The sequence below is a fragment of the Cupriavidus sp. FW306-1B-F12B genome (assembly GCF_058781795.1).
The window spans coordinates 12431-31194 of record NZ_JBYSXC010000013.1 but is presented as its reverse complement, the minus strand read 5'-3'; the positions used below and the strand labels follow the sequence as shown (position 1 = coordinate 31194).

The window sequence follows — 18764 nt, the reverse complement described above, 5'->3', positions numbered from 1 at the left end:
TTCACCAAAAGGATGGAGACACCGATGAATGCCCCGCAAGCCCCGCAAATCCAGAGCGGCGACGAGATCGGCGCCGGCCTGCCCGAAGAGGTCAAGGCACGTTACCGCAACCTGCCGCGCCCGCCGCAGTTCGCCACCGCCGCCGAAGAGCGCCTGCACCGCAAGCAGCGCCTGGCCGCGGCCTTCCGGCTGTTTTCCAGGTTCGGTTTCGACGAAGGCGTGGCCGGCCATATCACCGCGCGCGACCCGGAGTTTCCCGATACCTTCTGGGTCAATCCCTTCGGCGTCCATTTCAGCCAGGTCAAGGTCTCCAACCTGATCCGCTGCGACCACCACGGCGACGTGGTCGAGGGCGACTACCCGGTCAATGCCGCGGCCTTCGCCATTCATTCGCGCGTGCACCAGACCCGCTCCGACGCGGTCGCGGCAGCGCATTCGCACAGCACCCATGGCCGCGCGTGGTCCACGCTGGGCCGCCCGCTCGATCCGCTCACGCAGGACGTGTGCGCGTTCTACCAGGACCATGCGGTCTATGACGATTTCGGCGGCGTGGTGGTGGAGCTCGACGAGGGCCAGCGCATCGCCAATGCGCTGGGCCAGAACAAGGCCGCCATCCTGCAGAACCATGGCCTGCTGACGGTCGGCAAGACCGTGGACGAAGCCGCCTGGTGGTTCATCACCATGGAGCGCTCCTGCCAGGTCCAGTTGCTGGCCGAAGCCGCTGCGGCGCGCACCCAGGCGCCGCTCAAGCTGATCTCCGATGCGGCCGCGCGCCAGGCCTATTCGATCGTCGGCACGGCGCAGGCGGGCTGGTTCCAGTTCCAGCCGCTCTATGCCCGCATCGTCAAGGAACAGCCGGACCTGCTGGACTGAACCGCACGGCACACGCTGGCAAACATGGAGTTGGATCGCATGGCCGACATCATTCTTCACCAGTACGCAACTTCGCCATTCGCCGAGAAGGTCCGCCTGCTGCTGGGCGCCAAGGGACTGGCGTGGCAGGCGGTGGAAATCCCCGCCATCCTGCCCAAGCCTGACCTGCTGGCGCTGACCGGCGGCTACCGCCGCACGCCGGTGCTGCAGGTCGGTGCCGATATCTACTGCGATACCGCGCTGATCTGCGAGGTGCTGGACGCGCTGGCGCCCACGCCGGCGCTGTATCCGCCGGCCCAGGCTGCGGCGGCGCGGGTCGCGGCAGCCTGGTTCGATGCGGCGCTGTTCACGGCTTCGGTGACCTATGTGTTCCAGCCGGCCGGCGTTGCCAGCATGCTGGGCCACCTGTCGCCGGCGCAGGTCCAGGCCTTTAGCGCGGACCGCAAGGCCATGCGCGGCGACACCAATGCGCTGCGCATGCCGTTGCCCGAAGCCACCGCGCTGCTGCATGAAACGTTCGGCCAACTGGAAACGCAGTTCGCGGCCGGGATCGGGCATGTGGCCGGGCCGGCGCTGTCGGTTGCCGATTTCTCGCTGTACCACAACCTCTGGTTTATCCGCCGCGCCGGCGCGCTGGCGCAGCTGCTGGAGGCTTATCCGCGCTTGCAGGCCTGGTATGCGCGCATGAACACCTTCGGCCATGGCCGGCCGCGCGTGATCGACAGCGAGGACGCGATCGGCGCCGCGCGCAGTGCCGATCCGCTGGCGCTGGATGAGGGCGTGGTCGTGGATGCAGGCCTGCAGGCCGGCGACCCCGTCACCGTCACGCCCACCGACTATGCGCGCGATCCGGTGGCCGGCGTGCTGCTGGCGCTGAGCGCGCGCCGCGTCACGCTGCGCCGCCAGGATCCGCGTGCCGGTGCGCTCAATGTGCATTTCCCGCGGCAGGGCTACCAGGTGCAGCGCGCCGCCTGAGCGCGCGCATGGCACACGGCCCGCCGTTCCCCAAACGAAACACGCGACAGGACAGACGATATGAAGGATTTCTCCAACAAGGTGGCTGTCATTACCGGCGGCGCCTCGGGTTTCGGCAAGGAGTTTGCCCACATTGCCGCCGACCTCGGCATGAAGCTGGTGCTGGCGGATGTGCAGGAAGACGCGCTGGACGCGACCGTGGCGGAATTCAAGGCACGCAATGTGCCGGTGATCGGGTTGCGCACGGACGTCTCGCGTGCCGACCAGGTGCAGGCGCTGGCCGATGCCGCCATCGAAGCCTTCGGCCAGGTCAACCTGCTGTTCAATAACGCCGGCGTGGGTGCGGGCGGCTTGATCTGGGAGAACTCCGAGAAGGACTGGGAGTGGGTGCTGGGCGTCAACCTGTACGGCGTCGTGCACGGCGTGCGCATCTTCACGCCGCTGATGCTGGCCGCGGCAGAGAAGGATCCGGCCTACCAGGGCCACATCGTCAACACGGCGTCGATGGCGGGCTTGCTGAACCCGCCGGCAATGGGCGTGTACAACGTGTCCAAGCACGCGGTGGTGGCGTTGACTGAAACCCTGTACCAGGACCTGGGCCTGGTGACCGAGCAGGTGCGGTGCTCGGTACTGTGCCCGTACTTCGTGCCGACCGGCATCAACCAGTCACAGCGCAACCGGCCCGCCGACCTGGCCAACCAGGCGCCGCCGACGCGCTCGCAGCTGGTATCGCAGGCCTTGTCGGACAAGGCCGTCGGCTCCGGCAAGGTGACCGCCGCCGAGGTCGCGCAGCTGACCTTCGATGCCATCCGCGACGAAAGCTTCTATATTTATTCCCACCCCCAGGCGCTCGCCCCCGTGCGCCAGCGCTTCGAGGACATCGTCGGGCAGCGCAATCCCGGCGATCCGTTTGCCGACAAGCCCGAGGTCCGCGCGGGCCTCGTTGCCGCGCTGCGCGGCTGACGCCAGCACAACGCCACAACGAGGAGGACCGCATATGGAGAACAACATGGCTGCCCCCGCCGCCGTGATCCGCCACCTGCAGTACGCCACGCTGCCCAACGGTACCCGCCTGCACTACGCCAGCGCGGGCGAGCGCGGCAAGCCGCTGATGCTGTTCGTGCACGGCTTTCCTGAATTCTGGTTCGAATGGGAGGCCCAGCTGGCCGAGTTCGGGCGCACGCATTTTGCCGTGGCGCCGGACCTGCGCGGCTACAACCTGTCGAGCAAGCCCGCCGAGGTCGAGGCCTACCGGCCGCGCCATATCGTCGAAGACCTGGTGCAGCTGGTCAGCGCGCTGGGCTATGACCAGGCCGTGGTGGTGGCGCACGACTGGGGCGGGGCGATCTGCTGGAACCTTGCAATCCAGTTCCCGCAACTGGTGCGCCAGCTCATCATCGTCAACTCGCCGCATCCGTACCTGTTTGCGCGCGCGCTGGCCACCGATCCCGGGCAGCAGGCCGCTTCCGCCTACATGAACTGGCTGCGCAAGCCGGGCTCGGAAAAGGCGCTCGCCGCCAACGACTTCGCGCTGCTGGACCGGATGCTGGCCGATGCCGACGGCAAACCTGCGGCCTGGTACACGCCCGAGACGCGCGCCAGGTACCACGCGGCATGGTCCCAGCCGGGCGAAGGCCAGGACGCCGGCGTCCATCCGCTTACCGGCGGCGTCAATTTCTACCGCGCCTCGCCCATGCACCCGCCCGGCGAGGGCGAGCCGCCGCCCGACATCTCGCGCCTGGATCCGGCCGCCTTTGTGGTCAGGGTGCCGACACTGGTGATCTGGGGCGAGCGCGACCGCGCGCTGCCGAAGTCGCTGGTGGACGGGCTGGCCGATTTCGTGCCGGACCTGCGCGTCGAGCGCATCCCCGAGGGCACCCACTGGGTGATCCACGAACAGCCGGAACGCGTCAACCAGCTTATCCGCAGCGCGCTGCCGGCTTGACCCGGACGTGCGGCTGCCCTGGGGCAGCCGCACATGGCGTTCAGGTCAAACGCTCGCGGTAGAGCCGGTAGTTTTCGTCGTCGAAGCAGACGAAGGTGACCTGCTCTATATCTGGCGCCCCGGCCAGCGCCTCGCGCACCGCGGCGATGGCGATATCCGCCGCGCGCTCGCGCGGGAAGGCGTAGATGCCGGTGCTGATATTGGGGAACGCCAGCCTGCGCAGGTGATGCTGCGCCGCCAGCCGGATGCTGTTGCGGTAGGCGTTGGCGAGCAGTTCGTCCTCGCCCTGGTCGCCGCCTTGCCAGACCGGCCCGACCGCGTGGATCACGTATGGCGCCGGCAGGTGGCCGCCGGTGGTGATCACCGCCTCGCCGGTGGGGCAGCCGCCCTGCGCGTCGCGGATCGCGCGGCAGGCCTCCTTGATGGCGGAGCCGCCGGCCCCGTGGATGGCCCCGTCGACGCCGCCGCCGCCCAACAGGCCGCTATTGGCCGCGTTGACGATGGCATCGACTTCCATCCGGGTGATATCGCCATGGACTACCTGCAAATGCTCGCCGCTCATGTTGTCTCCTGCGCTGTGGAGGGAGGGCCGCCGGACAGCCGCTTGGTCGGTCTGACCGGCGGGAAGCTGCTGTGTGCTACATGGACTGCTCAAGCATACGCCGATAATCCGCGGCGCTGGCTTCTTTCGGGTTGGTCTTGTGGCAGTGGTCGACCAGCGCACCGGCAATCACCTTGTCGAACATGTCCTCGGTGACGCCCATCTGGCGCAGCCCGGTGGGCAGCCCCAGGCGCGCGGTCATGTCGTGCACGGCCTGCGCGATATCGGCGCCGTCGGGCAGGTGCATGGCGCGGCGCAGGCGTGCGTAGCGGTCGTCGCGCACCACCGTGGGCGCGTCGGCATTGAAGCGCAGCACCGCGGGCATCACCACCGCATTGAGGGTGCCGTGGTGCAGGCCGGTGCGGCCGTCGATCTTCAGCCCGCCCAGCGGGTGCGACAGCGAATGCACGCAGCCCAGCCCCTTCTGGAACGCCATCGCGCCCTGCATCGATGCGCTCATCATGTTCAGGCGCGCGTCGCGGTCCTGGCCGTCGCGGGTGGCGCGCTCGATATGGCCCCAACCGCGCTCCAGGCCGTCCAGCGCAATGCCGTCCGCGGGCGGGTTGAAGGCGGGGGCCAGGAAGGTCTCGATGCAGTGCGCGATTGCATCCATGCCGGTGGCCGCGGTCAGCCCGGCTGGCAGTCCCAGCGTCAGTTCCGGGTCGCAGACGGCGGACTTGGGCAGCAGGTGCCAGGAATGGAAACCCAGCTTGCGGCCGTCGTCCAGGATGATGATGGCGCCGCGCGCCACCTCGCTGCCGGTGCCCGAGGTGGTGGGCACCGCGATCAGCGGCGCCGCCTTGTCGGTGATCCTGGCGCTGCCGCCTTCGATGGTGGCATAGGTGGTCAGCTCGCCCTCATGCGTGGCCAGGATAGCGATGCCCTTGGCCAGGTCGATCGACGAGCCGCCGCCCACCGCCACCAGCCCGTCGCAGCCGGCCTCGCGGTACTGCGCGGCGGCCTTGCGCACCATGGCCTCGGTCGGGTTCGACGGGGTTTCATCGAACACCGCAACCTGCAGGCCCTGCATTGCATCGATGGCACGCTGCGCCACGCCCGCGGCGACCACGCCCTTGTCGGTCACCAGCAGCGGGCGGCGGATGCCGATGCGCTCGCATTCGGACTTGAGCAGGCTTACCGCGCCGAAATCCAGGTGGATGTGGGTCAGATAGTAGATAAACGCCATGTTTGCTTGTCTCCTGCCGGGATCTGCCGCCAAATTGTCTTCTGCACGGGCCTGAGCGGATGCTCGCCAGGCACGCTGTCTTGGGTTTCAATGGACCTGCACTACTGCGTTTCCGGAGTCCTCGGGACCGCTTCAGCCGATCATCGCGCAAAAACTTGCCGCGTGGCAGGCTGACAGCGATTTTTCGGGGTTATCTCGTACTGCCGGGCCCCTGGAACATCTGGCATCATACTAAAATCGAACGATCGTTCACAATTCGAACTTGTCCCGATGCGGGCGACGCGCCAGAGCTTGTGCGCGCCGCTGGCACCGGGTCCGGATCCGCGTCATTCCCTATGTCCGCCGCACCGCCTTCCAACCCTGATGCGCCCGCCACGCCCGGCCTGCCGTCCAGCCCGCTCGACCCGCAGGTGGCCGCGCTGCTGGAGCTGATCGCGCGCGCCAAGCGGCCGCCGATCCACGCGATGGAGCCCGAGGACGCCAAGCTCGCCTACGAGAAAAGCGCGCCGATCCTGGATATCAACCCGCCGCCCGTGCATATGGCGGAAGACCTGCTGGCGCCGGCGCGCGACGGCCACGCCATCCCGCTCAGGCTGTACACCCCGCGCGAGGCCAGCTGGACCGAGCCGCTGCCCTTGCTGGTGTATTTCCATGGCGGCGGCTTCACCGTCGGCAGCGTCGATTCGCACGATCCGCTGTGCCGGCTGCTGTGTGGCCAGGCGGACTGCATGGTGCTGTCGGTGGACTACCGGCTCGGGCCGCAATGGCGTTTCCCGACCGCGGCCAACGACGCCTTCGATGTGCTGCACTGGGTCTTCGCCGAAGCCGGCCGGCTGGGGGCCGACCCGGCGCGCATCGCCGTGGGTGGCGACAGCGCCGGCGGCACGCTGGCCGCGGCGTGTGCCGTGGAGGCCCGCAATGCGGGCCTGGCGCCCGTGCTGCAGTTGCTGATCTATCCCGGCACCTGTGCGCGCCAGGACACGCCGTCGCACCGCGCGCTGGCCGATGGCTACCTGCTGACGGCGGACATGATCCGCTGGTTCTTTGCCCAGTACCTGGACCAGGAAGCCAGCCGCGACGACTGGCGTTTCGCCCCGCTGGATGGCGGCGGCGCCGGCGCCGAGGTGCGCGGCACATGCCCGGCCTGGATCGCCGTGGCCGGCTACGACCCGCTGCACGACGAGGGCGTGGCCTACGCAGAGAAGCTGCGCGCCGCCGGCGTCGCCGCCACGCTGGCGGACTACCCCGGCATGATCCATGATTTCTTCAAGCTGGGCCGTTTCGTGCCGGCGGTGGCGCAGGCACATGCCGACGCCGTTGCCGCGCTGCGCGCCGCGTTCGGCACACCGCACAACTAGACCAGCAGCCACGGTCAGGGCCGCACCGGCCCCGGCCTTCCATTTTCAGCAGTGACTTGCAGCACAAGGAGACATAGTCAAATGCAACGCCGCCACTTCATTGCCCGCGCGGGCATCGCCGCCGCCGCCGCGGCACTGGGCCTTGCCGCCATGCCCGCCCAGGCACAGGCCGACAAGTTCCCGCAGCGCCCGATCCGCCTGGTGATCGGCTACACCGCCGGCGGCTCCACGGATATCCCGTTCCGCGTGCTCGCCGACAACGCCTCCAAGATCCTGGGCCAGCCCGTGATCGTCGAGAACAAGCCCGGCGCGGGCGGCGTGCTGCCCGCGCAGATGATGCAGACGACCGCGCCGGACGGCTACACGCTGGCCCAGGTCGCCATGCCGGTCTACCGCCTGCCGTACACCACCAAGATCAACTGGGACCCGGTCAAGGACCTGAGCTACATCATCAACCTCGCCGGCTATTCGTTCGGCCTGGTGGTGCCGGCCGATTCGCCGATCAAGACGATGCAGGAGTACATCGCCTACGCCAAGGCCAATCCGGGCAAGCTGACCTACGGCTCGCCGGGCTCCATGACCACGCTGCACCTGACCATGGAAGAGCTGGCCATGAAGCAGGGCGTGCAGTTCTCGCACATCCCCTACAAGGGCAATTCCGAGTCGATGCAGGCGCTGCTGGGCGGCCACGTGATGTCGGTGGCCGACACGCCGGCATGGGCACCGTACGTTGAGCAGGGCAAGCTGCGCCTGCTGTCGACCTGGGGCGAGAAGCGCTCGGCGCGCTTCCCCAACGTGCCGACGCTGAAGGAACTGGGCATCGGCATCGTGCAGACCTCGCCGTTCGGCCTGGTCGCGCCCAAAGGCACCGACCCGAAGATCGTGCAGAAGCTGCATGACGCCTTCAAGAAGGCCATGGACATGCCCAACTACCGCGAATCGCTGGCCAAATTCGACATGGAGCCGTACTACATGAACAGCCAGCAATACGCGCAGTTTGCGGCCGAGACCGTCAAGAAGGAAAAGGCGATCATCGAGAAGCTGGGGCTGGCCAAGGCGCAATAAGCGCAATCAGCCTGCCGCCGCCACCATCGATCCAGGCCGCCGCGCCTGCCGGCCCTGTCCGGCGGGCCGGCGGCCTGGTGCTTTGACAAGCCACGACAAACAAGGAGACCAAGCCGATGGCCAAAGAGGATTTCCGGCACAGCATCCCGCTGCGCGTGCGCTGGGCCGAAGTCGATCCGCAGTCGATCGTCTTCAACGCGCACTACCTGACGTACTGCGATATCTGCGTGACCGAATACTGGCGCGCGCTGGGCATCCGCTACCCGGAAGACGTGCTGCACGCGCATGGCGTCGACATCTTCGTGGTCAAGTCCACGCTGGAATACCACGCCTCGGCACGCTTTGACGACGAGCTGGAAATCCGCGGACGCATGTCGCGCCTGGGGCGCTCGAGCATGCTGTTCCGGGTGGAGATGTTCCGCGGCGACGAACACCTGATCACCGGTGAGATCGTCTATGTGTGCGCGGACCCGGCCACGCAGAAATCGGCGGCGATTCCGGGGCAGGTGCGGGAAATTATCGAGGGGTATGAGGTGGTGAAGCCGGCGGCTTGATTTAGCCGAGGACCTGACCAATGCTACTGGTTTGCGCCCCTCTCCCGCATGCGAAAGGGGCGGGGGAGAGGGCGGCGCGTGACTCGCGAGGGGGACCGGCTCTCAGTAGATAACGGAGCCGTCGCAACAACGAGGCATGGGCGGCTTACTTGTTCAGCCCAGCATCCTCCATATACGCCCGAATCACGTCATCAAAACTCGCGTCACTCTGGAATCCCAGCGACAACGCGCGGTCCGCATTCCACGCCGCCGGCCACGTGCCGACGATCTTCTCCACGCGTTCCTCACGTTCCCACGTGACACGATCCGCCACCGCATTGCCCGCCACGCGGCACAGCGCATCGACCATGCCGGCGGCCGTCACAGACAGCCCCGGCAGGTTGATCACACGACGGTTGCCCAGCCGCTCGCCAGCCAGCTCGATCCCATTGACCAGCGCCGCCACGGCAGCTCGCGGCGACAGCAGCCACAGCGGCGTTTCCGGTGCCACCGGGCAGTTGGCAGCAACACCCGACAGCGGCTCGCGGATGATGCCGCTGGCGAACGACGACGCCGCCGCATTGGGCTTGCCCGGGCGCACGCTGATGGTGGGCAGGCGCAGCACGCGGCCGTCGACGAAGCCGCGGCGGCTGTAGTCCGACAGCAGCAGCTCGCCGATGGCCTTCTGCACGCCGTATGACGATTGCGGGTTCAGCGCGGTATCGTCCTGCACCACCGGCGGCAGCTGGCCGCCGTAGACCGCGACCGAGCTGGTGAACAGCACGCGCGGCTGGTGGCCCAGTTCACGGCAGGTTTCCAGCAGCGCGCGCGAGGCGTCGAGGTTGACGCGCATGCCGAGATCGAAATCCGCCTCGGCCTGGCCGCTGACCACGGCCGCCAGGTGGAACACGGCGCCAGTGTTGATGTCGATGGCCTGGCGCAGCACCGCCGGGTCGGACAGGTCGCCCGTCACCACGCGCACACGCGCATCGTCCAGGCCTTGCGGCGCCACCACGTCCAGCAGCGTCAGGCGCTTGATGGCCACGGGCTGGCCGTCAAGGTTCAGGGTGCCGCGTTGCAGCAGCAGGCGGGCGAGTTGCAGGCCGAGGAAGCCGGCGCCGCCGGTAATCAGTACGTTCATGGCAGGATGGGAGCGGTTGTTCTTGGGGTTGGTCGCGATCAGCGGCCCAGGTAGGGCTTGAGCCAGCCGAGGCCCGCCGAGGTGCCGGCGCGCGGGCGGTATTCGCAGCCGATCCAGCCGTCGTAGCCGAGCGTGTCCATGACCTCGAACAGATACGGATAGTTCAGCTCGCCCACGTCCGGCTCATGGCGCTCGGGCACGCCGGCGATCTGGATATGGCCGATGCCCGCGATGTCGCGCTTGAGCTTCATCGCGACATCGCCTTCGACGATCTGGCAGTGGTAGCAGTCGAACTGCACCTTCAGGTTGGCCGCGCCGACTTCCTTGCAGATGGCCTGGCCGTCGTCCTGGCGGTTCAGGAAATAGCCCGGCATGTCGCGCGTGTTGATCGGCTCGATCAGCACGGTCACGCCCTGGGCGGCGGCAGCGCTGGCGGCAAAAGCGAGGTTCTCGAGGTAAGTGGCGCGGCAGCGCGCGCGGTCGGCAGCGGCAGGGATCAGGCCCGCCATCACGTGGATGCGGTCATTGCCGATCACGCCGGCGTATTCCAGTGCGCGGCCGATGGTGCCGCGGAAATCCGCCTCGCGCCCGGGCAGGGCGGCCAGGCCGCGTTCGCCTGCTGCCCAGTCGCCCGGCGCGGCATTGAACAGTGCCTGCGTGAGGCCGTTCGCGTCCAGGCGCGCGCGCAGCTCGGCGGCGGCGTGCTCGTACGGGAACAGGAACTCCACCGCCCGGAAGCCGTCGGCCGCGGCTGCGGCAAAGCGGTCCAGGAAGGCGTGCTCGTTGTACATCATCGAGAGGTTTGCGGCGAAGCGCGGCATTCGGAACTCCAAAGCGGTAGTACGGATCCGGCCCGATCGAGACTACGTCGAAAGCGGGCCGGCCAGGATCAGCGGTTGACCAGTTTAGCGGGCGTCAGCCACACCAGCACGGCGCCGACGACCAGAATTGCGGACAGCACGTACATGGGCAACTGCGTGCTTTGCGTCATGTCCTTCAGCGCGCCGACCATGTACGGCGACACGAAGCCGGCCAGGTTGCCGACCGAATTCACCACGGCAATACCGGAAGCGGCGGCAATGCCCGACAGGAACGAGGTCGGAAGCGACCAGAACAGCGGCGCGCAGGTCAGCACCCCGGCAGCGGCCAGCGACAGTGCGGCGATGGCCACCGTTGTATTGTTGGTGAACGAGGCAGCAATGGCAAAGCCCGTGGCACCCATCAGCGCCGGCACGATCAGGTGCCAGCGGCGCTCGCGGCGCGCGTCGGCGCTGTGGCCCAGGATGTTCATGACGATCACGGCGCAGATGAACGGGATCGCGGACAGCAGGCCGATGTTCAGGTTGCCGGTCACGCCGCTGGCCTTCACCAGCGTCGGCATCCAGAAGGTCAGTGCGTACTGGCCGGTGACGAAGCAGAAGTAGATCAGGCACATCCACCACACGCGGCGGTCGGAGAACACCGCGCCCAGCGAGTGGCCGTGGGCCTTGCCGGCGGCGCTGGCGGCGTTATGGGCGCTGCGCTGGTCTTCCTCGATATTGCGCTTGAGCACGCGCTTTTCATCGGCGTCAAGCCACGGCGCCTTGTCGATGCCGTCGCGCAGCACGAACACCGTCACCACGCCGATCACAAGCGCGGGCAGGGCCTCCAGCAGGAACATCCATTGCCAGCCGCGCATGCCGTGGGTGCCGTTGAACGCGTCCATGATCCAGCCCGACAGCGGGTTGCCGAACATGCCCGCGATGGGGATGCCCGACATGAACAGCGCGATCATCTTGCCGCGGCGGTTGGCCGGGAACCAGTAGGTCAGGTACAGGATCACGCCGGGATAGAAGCCCGCTTCGGCCAGGCCGAGCAGGAAGCGCATCACGTAGAACTGGGTCGGCGTCTTCACGAACAGGAACAGCGCCGAGATGATGCCCCACGTGATCATGATGCGCGCGATCCAGATGCGCGCGCCGATACGATGCATCAGCAGGTTGCTGGGCACCTCGAACAGGAAGTAGCCGATAAAGAACAGGCCGGCGCCGAGGCCGAACACGGTTTCGGAGAAGGCCAGGTCCTGGCCCATCTGCAGCTTGGCGAAGCCGACATTGACGCGGTCCAGGTAGGCGACCACGTAGCACAGCATCAGGAACGGCATGACGCGCCAGAACACCTTGCTGTAGGCGCGTTTTTCGATCTGGGCTTCGGTGTCCAGCCGGGCGTTGCCGCCCAGGCTGTCAAGGGCGGGCACGCTCGCCGCCGGTTGGTTTGGATTCACGGTGGTCTCCGGGTATGGTGGTGGGTCTAATGCGGCGGCGCGCGGACTGCAGGCATGCGCGTCCCCCGCACGGTGGCCGCAAGGCAACCGCGCCGGGTGAAGCCGTCGTTTATCGGGGAAAAGCGGTTGTTACCAGCGCGCCTGGAAGGCGTCGCGCAGCTCAGCCAGTGCGCCGTCGGGCAGCGCCGCGCGGGCGGCGAAGCCCGGCGAGTCTTTCATCGTCATCCATAGCTTGGCGGTTTCCTCCAGTTCTTCCAGCGCGAACGCGGCGCGCGAGACGCTGGATTCCCACACCACCGGGCCAAGGCGCTCCAGCAGCACGCCACGCACCTGCGCGGCGAGCGTGGCCACGCGCGCGGCCACGGCCGGATCGCCGGGGCGATGGTAGGGAATCAGCGGGATATGGCCGACCTTCATCACGTAGTAGGGCGTGAGCGGCGGCAGTACGTCGTCCGGTTGCCAGACACCGGCCAGCGTCAGGGCCACGAGGTGCGTCGAGTGCGTATGCACCACGGCGTGCGCCTCGCGGTTGTTGTCGTAGATCGCGCGATGCAGCGTCAGCGTCTTGGACGGCTTGTCGCCTGAGACCCAGCTGCCATCGGTGGCCACCTTGGCGACCGCGGCCGGGTCCATCATCCCCAGGCAGGCATCGGTCGGCGTGATCAGCCAGCCGTCGTCCAGCCGAGCGCTGATATTGCCGGCCGAGCCCACGGTATAGCCGCGCTGGTACAGGCTGGCGCCGATGCGGCAGATCTCTTCGCGCAGCTTGCTTTCGGTGCTCATCAGTGGCCTCCAAGCTGGCGCAGCGCTTCGTCAAAGAAATCCGGGCCGCCGAAGTTGCCCGACTTGAGCGCCAGCGCCAGCGGCTTGGCATCCAGCGTGACGGTGGCCGGCACGCCCGGTGCAATCTGCGCGCCGATACGCAAGGCGCGCACGCCCAGCGCCTGCACCACCGCGCCGGAGGTTTCGCCGCCGGCCACCACGAAGCGGCGCGTGCCGCGTGCCAGCAGCCCGGCGGCAACCGTGGCCAGGCACTGTTCGACCAGGTTTCCTGCGCGCTCGACGCCCAGTTCGGCCTGCACGGCCTTGACTTCGTCGGGGCTGGAGGTGGCGTAGGTCAGCACCGGTTCGTCATGACCGGCGGCAAACGCCAGCGCCGCGTCGGCCACGGCTTCGCCGCGCGCCAGCGCGAGCGGGTCGATGCGCAGCGCCGGGCGGCCTTGCTCCAGCCAGCGCGCCACCTGGCCATTGGTCGCGCGCGAGGCGCTGCCGGCCAGCACCACGCCTGGGCCGTCGATGGCGGGAACTGCGTCGGCGTCGCCGCGCAGCGGCAGCAGGCCGGCGCGGCGGAAGTTCCCGGGCAGGCCCAGCGCGATGCCGGAGCCGCCGGTGATCAGCGGCAGATTGGCGCAGGCCTCGCCCAGTGTGAACAGGTCCGCGTCGGACACCGCATCGGCAATCGCCATGCGCACGCCGTCGCTGCGCAGCGCAGCGATGCGCTCGGCGGTGGCCTGCGCGCCGCGCGCCACCGCGTCGTAGCGCAGCAGCCCGACCTTGTTCTTGCTCTGGCGCTGCAGTACGCGCACCAGGCTGGCATCGGTCATCGGCGTCAGCGGATGGTGCTCCATGCCCGATTCATTGAGCAGCGCATCGCCCACGAACAGGTGGCCGCGGAAGATGGTGCGGCCGTTTTCGGGGAAGGCCGGGCAGGCGATGGTGAAGTCGCTGTCCAGCGCCGCCAGCAGCGCCTCGGCCACCGGGCCGATGTTGCCGGCATCGGTCGAGTCGAAGGTGGAGCAGTACTTGAACACGAATTGGCGGCAGCCCTGCGCGCGCAGCCATTGCAGCGCGGCCAGCGACTGGGCCACGGCCTCGACGGCCGGGATGGTGCGGGACTTGAGCGCCACCACCAGCGCATCGGCTTCGCCAATGTCCTGCACGGCGGCCACGTCGGGCAGGCCGATGGTCTGCACGGTGCGCATGCCATTGCGCACCAGCGTGTTGGCGAGGTCGGTGGCGCCGGTGAAATCGTCGGCGATGCAGCCCAACAGCGGGCGATGGGCGAGGGTGCCTGCGGTCATCTTCGCTTCCCTCTTATTCAGCCTTGCCCGGCAGTTCGATGCCCGGGAAGATCTTGATCACGGCCGAGTCGTCCTCGCCGCCATGGCCGGCGGTGGAGGCCATCATGAACATCTGGTGCGCGGCCGCAGACAGCGGCAGCGGGAATTTGCTGTTGCGCGCGGTGTCGAGCACCATGCCCAGGTCCTTGACGAAGATGTCGACCGCCGACAGCGGCGTGTAGTCGCCCTTCAGGATATGGGGCACGCGGTTCTCGAACATCCACGAGTTGCCCGCGCTGTGCGTGATCACGTCATAGAGCGCATCGGGGTCCACGCCTTCGCGCAGGCCCAGCGCCATCGCTTCGGCGGCCGCGGCGATATGCACGCCGGCCAGCAGCTGGTTGATGATCTTGACCTTGGAGCCCGCGCCATGCGCGGCGCCCAGGCGGTACACCTTGCCGGCGATGGCGGCCAGCACGCCCTCGGCCAGCGCATAGGCTTCGGCGGGGCCGGAGGTCATCATGGTCATTTCGCCGCTGGCGGCGCGCGCGGCGCCGCCGGAGACCGGTGCGTCCAGCATCAGCAGGCCTTGTTCAGCCAGCCGGCGGCCCAGCGCCTCGGCAAAGCCCGGCGGCACGGTGGCGCTGGCGATCACCAGCTTGCCCGGCTGCATCGCGGCCGCGGCACCGTTGGCGCCGAACAGCACGGCCTCGGTCTGCTGCGCATTGACCACCAGCGTCAGCACCACGTCGCAGCGGCTGCCCAGCTCGGCGGGCGAGGCGCACGGCACGCCGCCGGCATCGGCAAAGCGCTGCAGCACTTCGGGGCGCAGGTCGCACGCGTGCACGTTGAAGCCGGCACGCAGCAGCGACTGCGCGACACCAAAGCCCATGGCACCAAGGCCGATGACGCCGATATTCCTGGACATGAAGGGACTCCTGAAACAGATACGGATGATTCGATGGTTCGGGCTTGCGCGCGCGTCAGTTGGTGGCGCCGTGCGCTTCGCCGCTCTCGTCCGCACCCAGCTGGGCCAGCCGGTGCGCGGCGTTGTACATGTGGTTCTGCGCGGCATTGCGCGCGGCCAGCGGGTCGCCGGCGCGGATGGCGGCGACGATGGCCTGGTGTTCTTCACGCACCTGGCGCGAAAAGTCCGCGCGGCGCGCCTCGTTGGTGCGGGTCACGCGCGTGGCCGCTTCCAGGTACTGGCTGAGGAAGGCCAGCGTCTTCAGGAAATACGGGTTGCCGGTGGCTTCGGCGATGGCGCGGTGGAAGGCCACGTCCTCGGGCACGCCGTCGCCGCCTTGCGCTACCTCTTCGTCGAGCCGGGCCAGTGCGGCGTCGATGGCTGCCATCGACGCATCGGTGCGGCGGCGGGCGGCCTGCGCGGCCACCTCGGCCTCGATCGCGCGGCGCAGCTCGACGATCTGCAGCACCGATTCCAGCGTGCCGGTTTCGGTGTAGTCGATGCGCAGCGGCCGGATGCCGGCCTGCAGCGTCACGAACACGCCGCTGCCCTGGCGCGACTCCACCACGCCTTCGTACTTGAGCCGGGAGATGGCTTCGCGCACCACCGTGCGGCTGACGCCGAATTCCTCGGACAGCACCGCCTCGGTCGGCAGCTTGGCGCCGCGGGCAAAGGCGCCGCTCTGGATCTTGTCCAGCAACTGTTCGGCGACGTTGTCGGTCAGGGCGCGGGCTGGGACTTTCTGGAACACGGAAGTCTCCGGGTCATTTGGTAATAAGGTCATCATACAAATTTGCTAAGGCGATGCCTCCCCGGGCAAACCCTAGTCTGGTGCGGAAAATGCCGTCTTTGATCCACTTTGGTGCGATATGCACGCCCCGCACCACAGGCGTATCATGAGCGCCCGCTCGGATTTCGGGCCCTGCCATTCAACCAGCCTGATTGCACCGCCATGCCAGTCACCGTCCTGATCTGCCCCTGGTCCGAAGCCCGCGAACGCGCGCGCGCCATCCGCTACACCGTCTTCGTCGAAGAGCAGGGCGTGCCGGTGGAGCTGGAATGGGATGAGTGGGACGAGCCGAGCTGGCACGCGCTGGCGCTGGCCGGGGATGGCACGCCGGTCGCCACCGGACGGCTGCTGCCGGATGGCCATATCGGCCGCATGGCCGTGCTGAAAACTGCGCGCGGCACCGGCGTCGGGGCGCTGGTATTAGAAGCGCTGATGGAGAAGGCGGAGCAGCTCGGGTACCCGGAACTGGTGCTCAATGCGCAGACGCACGCGGCGCCATTCTATGCGCGCGTGGGCTTTGCGCAGGTGGGGCCGGAATTCGAAGAGGCGGGCATCCCGCACGTGGAGATGCGCAAGCGGCTGGCCGGCTGAGCGCCGGAATCCTCGGTTCCAGCGGGCCTCAGCGCGGCGCGGGCACGATGCCGGTGTCGCGTTGCAGGTTCAGCTTGCCGTGGAAGTTGACGTCGCCGATGCGCCCGTCGGCGTCGAAGCTGCGCTCGCTCAGGTCGAAACGGCCATCGTGGCGCACGCGCAGCACCGTGCTGGCGCGCGTGCCGTACAGCGGCGAGCGGATAAAGGCCGACGACAGCAGCTTTTCCCATTCCGGCGCCACGCCCGTGGCAGGCAGTTCGAAATCCGCCGCCTGGCGCGCCTCGGCGAGCATTTGCAGGTAGGGCTCGGCGCTGGCGTTGGCCTGGCCGCTGTCGGCGGCCAGCACTTCGGCCAGCGCGCCCACGCGGCTGCGCACCTTGGGCCAGGGCGTGTCGAGCAGGGCGTTGGACAGGCCGTACAGGCCCGGGCGCAGCCGTTGCGGCTGGCGCGAGGCGGCGCGGTTGCTGTACCACCAGAGTTCACGCAGGTCGCTCGCCAGCAGGTTGAAGCCGTTGTAGCGGCCGTCTTCGCCGGCGAGGCCGTCCAGGTAGTCGAACGGTGCCTCGCGTCCGCGCAGGAAGCCGGCCACCAGCTCGCCGCGCGAGCGCGCGTCGGTGCGTTTTTCGGACGGGGCGCGGTAGTTGGTCAGTGCGGCGAAGCGGCCGTCGGCGTTGACGCCCATCCAGGTGCCGGGCTCGCCGATGACTTCCGCCAGGTCGCGCCCGGCCAGCACCTGCGGCGCATCCTGCCACCAGTGCGCGGCCGCCGCGGGGCGGACATAGAATTCATCGCGGTTGCCGGCGACGACCAGGGCATAGTCCGGGTGGGATTGCCAGGCAACCAGGATCAGACACATCGCTTTGCTTCCTTTGCCGCCGGGGTCGCTGCAGTGGCACCCGGCGTACTTCAGTCCAACGGCAGCCTGGACGCCTACAACACGTCCAGGTCGACAAAGTGCTCGGCCCGCCGCTCGCCATCGACCCATTGGTCCAGCCCGCTCTGCCGCCACAGGCCTTCCAGCGTGGCATCGAACGCGGGCGGCACGTCGGCATAGCACTCCATCCAGGTCTGCACGCCGGCGCGGGTTTCCGGCCTGCGCATCAGCGTACCACCAATTCCGGTTGCTTCGGCGACCGTCTCCATCCAGCGGTGCCAGTGCGGCAGCGCCTCGACGGCAACGGCTTCCGGGACGCGGAAATAGACGTAGAGGTGATCGCTCATGGCAGTTCCTGTGGGTTTCAGCCAGCGGCCTGGGCGGACTCGCCCAGCGGCACCTCGTAGGGCAGGGTGGCGGTGGCTACTGCCGCGCCCTCGGCGCTGCCCAGGCGCAGCGCGCTGGCGGCGGCATCGATCTTCAGCTCGGCCAGCCCGGCCCAGCCGCCCTGGGGCGCCGGTGCGGCGTTGACGATCATGCCGCACGGCTGGCCCGGATCTTCCGGACGGTAGATTTCAGCCGCGGGCGCCGGCACTTCGCCTTCACCCTGCACCAGCCACATGCGGCGCTTGAGCGTGCCGCGGTACTGGCTGCGCGCCACGATTTCCTGGCCGGGATAGCAGCCCTTGCGGAAATTGACCCCGCCCACCAGTTCGAAATTGATCATCTGCGGCACGAACTGCTCTTGCGTGGCCGCGACGATGCGGGGCAGGCCCGACTGCACTTCCAGCCAGTCCCACAGCGCGGGCGACGCGCCCTGCAGCGTGGCGGCAAGTGCCGCGCGCACCGCCTCGGCGCGCTCGGCCGGCAGCACCAGCTGCCAGCGCGGCTGGCCCGCGCCATCCGGCAGGCGGATCACGGTGATGCCGTCGGCTTCGGCCACGGCAAAGGCGACCTCCGGCACGGGCAGGCCGGCAGCGGCCAGGGCCTTGGCAGCGCCGGCCCCGGCGAGGCCGAGGACCGCATGGGTGGGGGTGATATCTGACAATTTGGCCTTGGAGCGCAGCACGAACATCGACAGGCGCTTCTGCACCGGGGCCTGGATGTCGGCCGACAGCTGCAGCACGATGCCTCCGGCATCGCGCCACATCAGGAAGGTGGCGAGCAGGCGCCCCTTGGGCGAGCAATAGCCCGCCAGGCGGGCCGCGCCGGCCTTCAGGTCTTCGACCGCATTGGTCAGCTGGGTGTGCAGGAAGCTGCCGGCATCGTCGCCGGCCACACGGACCAGGCCGAGCCCGGCCGGGCTGCAGACGATGCCGCTGCCGCTCAAGGCTTCAAGGTTTGCGGCGAGTTCCTGGGCTTGGGCATTCATCACTGGCATTGCGTGGCAATCGTTGAGGCAATTCGGGAGAGGGAAGGCACCGGTCGTGCGCCGTGCCGGGCGGGCCGGCAAGCGGCGCCCGCGCCGCGGCGCATGGTCGGTGCGAGGCTGCCGGTTATTATATGGGGCTATGAGATTTTCGGCCGGCGCCGGCAGCACGT

General features: G+C 68.4%; 20 protein-coding genes. 8 read left to right on the top strand and 12 right to left on the bottom strand.

Annotation, left to right across the window (positions count from 1 at the left end; translation table 11 throughout):
- Positions 1-24: 24 nt before the first annotated feature.
- The 4 genes from AC3WLE_RS21045 to AC3WLE_RS21030 are packed head-to-tail and all read left to right on the top strand — an operon-like array spanning position 25 to position 3793.
- Positions 25-873, top strand: coding sequence for a class II aldolase/adducin family protein (locus AC3WLE_RS21045; protein ID WP_492356294.1), 849 nt, complete (start codon positions 25-27; stop codon positions 871-873).
- Between the two features lie 39 nt (positions 874-912).
- The gene (locus tag AC3WLE_RS21040; RefSeq protein ID WP_492356293.1) at positions 913-1848 is read left to right on the top strand and encodes a glutathione S-transferase family protein; all 936 of its coding nucleotides are present in this window, start codon (positions 913-915) and stop codon (positions 1846-1848) included.
- 60 nt (positions 1849-1908) lie between these two features.
- On the top strand, positions 1909-2811 hold the full coding sequence (locus tag AC3WLE_RS21035; RefSeq protein WP_010810036.1) for an SDR family oxidoreductase: 903 nt from the start codon (positions 1909-1911) through the stop codon (positions 2809-2811).
- Positions 2812-2845: 34 nt separating this feature from the next.
- A complete protein-coding gene (locus AC3WLE_RS21030; RefSeq protein ID WP_492320169.1) occupies positions 2846-3793 on the top strand; it encodes an alpha/beta fold hydrolase in 948 nt (315 codons plus the stop codon).
- A gap of 40 nt (positions 3794-3833) precedes the next feature.
- Here the strand turns inward: AC3WLE_RS21030 and AC3WLE_RS21025 are convergent, their stop codons facing one another.
- Both AC3WLE_RS21025 and gbd read right to left on the bottom strand, forming a co-directional pair.
- Positions 3834-4355, bottom strand: a complete 522-nt coding sequence (locus tag AC3WLE_RS21025; RefSeq protein ID WP_492320170.1) for an O-acetyl-ADP-ribose deacetylase — start codon at positions 4353-4355, stop codon at positions 3834-3836.
- Between the two features lie 76 nt (positions 4356-4431).
- A complete protein-coding gene (gene gbd, locus AC3WLE_RS21020; RefSeq protein ID WP_436221556.1) occupies positions 4432-5580 on the bottom strand; it encodes a 4-hydroxybutyrate dehydrogenase in 1149 nt (382 codons plus the stop codon).
- Positions 5581-5915: 335 nt separating this feature from the next.
- Here gbd and AC3WLE_RS21015 point away from each other — a divergent pair, with 335 nt between their 5' ends.
- The 3 genes from AC3WLE_RS21015 to AC3WLE_RS21005 all read left to right on the top strand — a co-directional run bounded on the left by AC3WLE_RS21015 (position 5916) and on the right by AC3WLE_RS21005 (position 8557).
- Complete coding sequence (locus tag AC3WLE_RS21015; protein ID WP_492320172.1) at positions 5916-6938, top strand: alpha/beta hydrolase; 1023 nt, start codon at positions 5916-5918, stop codon at positions 6936-6938.
- Between the two features lie 81 nt (positions 6939-7019).
- The gene (locus AC3WLE_RS21010) at positions 7020-8003 is read left to right on the top strand and encodes a tripartite tricarboxylate transporter substrate binding protein (protein WP_492320173.1); all 984 of its coding nucleotides are present in this window, start codon (positions 7020-7022) and stop codon (positions 8001-8003) included.
- A gap of 116 nt (positions 8004-8119) precedes the next feature.
- Complete coding sequence (locus tag AC3WLE_RS21005) at positions 8120-8557, top strand: YbgC/FadM family acyl-CoA thioesterase (RefSeq protein WP_492320174.1); 438 nt, start codon at positions 8120-8122, stop codon at positions 8555-8557.
- 145 nt (positions 8558-8702) lie between these two features.
- Here the strand turns inward: AC3WLE_RS21005 and denD are convergent, their stop codons facing one another.
- From denD to AC3WLE_RS20970, 7 genes are all read right to left on the bottom strand, one after another.
- Positions 8703-9677 carry a D-erythronate dehydrogenase gene (gene denD, locus AC3WLE_RS21000; RefSeq protein WP_492340321.1) on the bottom strand — a complete coding sequence of 325 codons (975 nt, stop codon included), beginning with the start codon at positions 9675-9677 and terminating at the stop codon, positions 8703-8705.
- A 38-nt stretch (positions 9678-9715) separates the two neighbouring features.
- Positions 9716-10498, bottom strand: a complete 783-nt coding sequence (gene otnI / locus AC3WLE_RS20995) for a 2-oxo-tetronate isomerase (RefSeq protein ID WP_492320176.1) — start codon at positions 10496-10498, stop codon at positions 9716-9718.
- Positions 10499-10566: 68 nt separating this feature from the next.
- Positions 10567-11940 (bottom strand): MFS transporter, encoded by a 1374-nt coding sequence (locus AC3WLE_RS20990; protein ID WP_492320177.1) that lies wholly within the window; start codon positions 11938-11940, stop codon positions 10567-10569.
- Between the two features lie 129 nt (positions 11941-12069).
- On the bottom strand, positions 12070-12723 hold the full coding sequence (gene otnC, locus AC3WLE_RS20985; protein ID WP_492352352.1) for a 3-oxo-tetronate 4-phosphate decarboxylase: 654 nt from the start codon (positions 12721-12723) through the stop codon (positions 12070-12072).
- Complete coding sequence (otnK, locus tag AC3WLE_RS20980; protein WP_492356292.1) at positions 12723-14021, bottom strand: 3-oxo-tetronate kinase; 1299 nt, start codon at positions 14019-14021, stop codon at positions 12723-12725. The genes otnC and otnK overlap by 1 nt, the downstream gene beginning before the upstream one ends.
- Before the next feature lie 13 nt (positions 14022-14034).
- On the bottom strand, positions 14035-14928 hold the full coding sequence (gene ltnD, locus AC3WLE_RS20975; RefSeq protein ID WP_492320180.1) for an L-threonate dehydrogenase: 894 nt from the start codon (positions 14926-14928) through the stop codon (positions 14035-14037).
- Positions 14929-14983: 55 nt separating this feature from the next.
- Positions 14984-15718: a FadR/GntR family transcriptional regulator gene (locus AC3WLE_RS20970; RefSeq protein ID WP_492356291.1), complete on the bottom strand. Its 735-nt coding sequence runs from the start codon at positions 15716-15718 to the stop codon at positions 14984-14986.
- 201 nt (positions 15719-15919) lie between these two features.
- Here AC3WLE_RS20970 and AC3WLE_RS20965 point away from each other — a divergent pair, with 201 nt between their 5' ends.
- Positions 15920-16348 carry a GNAT family N-acetyltransferase gene (locus AC3WLE_RS20965; protein ID WP_492320181.1) on the top strand — a complete coding sequence of 143 codons (429 nt, stop codon included), beginning with the start codon at positions 15920-15922 and terminating at the stop codon, positions 16346-16348.
- A gap of 28 nt (positions 16349-16376) precedes the next feature.
- Here AC3WLE_RS20965 and AC3WLE_RS20960 read toward each other — a convergent pair whose 3' ends face one another.
- The 3 genes from AC3WLE_RS20960 to ygfZ all read right to left on the bottom strand — a co-directional run bounded on the left by AC3WLE_RS20960 (position 16377) and on the right by ygfZ (position 18603).
- Entirely contained in the window at positions 16377-17204 is an 828-nt protein-coding gene (locus AC3WLE_RS20960) for an NRDE family protein (protein WP_492356290.1), read from the bottom strand.
- Between the two features lie 74 nt (positions 17205-17278).
- Entirely contained in the window at positions 17279-17569 is a 291-nt protein-coding gene (locus tag AC3WLE_RS20955; RefSeq protein ID WP_492356289.1) for a DUF4936 family protein, read from the bottom strand.
- A gap of 17 nt (positions 17570-17586) precedes the next feature.
- The gene (gene ygfZ, locus AC3WLE_RS20950) at positions 17587-18603 is read right to left on the bottom strand and encodes a CAF17-like 4Fe-4S cluster assembly/insertion protein YgfZ (RefSeq protein ID WP_492356288.1); all 1017 of its coding nucleotides are present in this window, start codon (positions 18601-18603) and stop codon (positions 17587-17589) included.
- Positions 18604-18764: the final 161 nt, after the last annotated feature.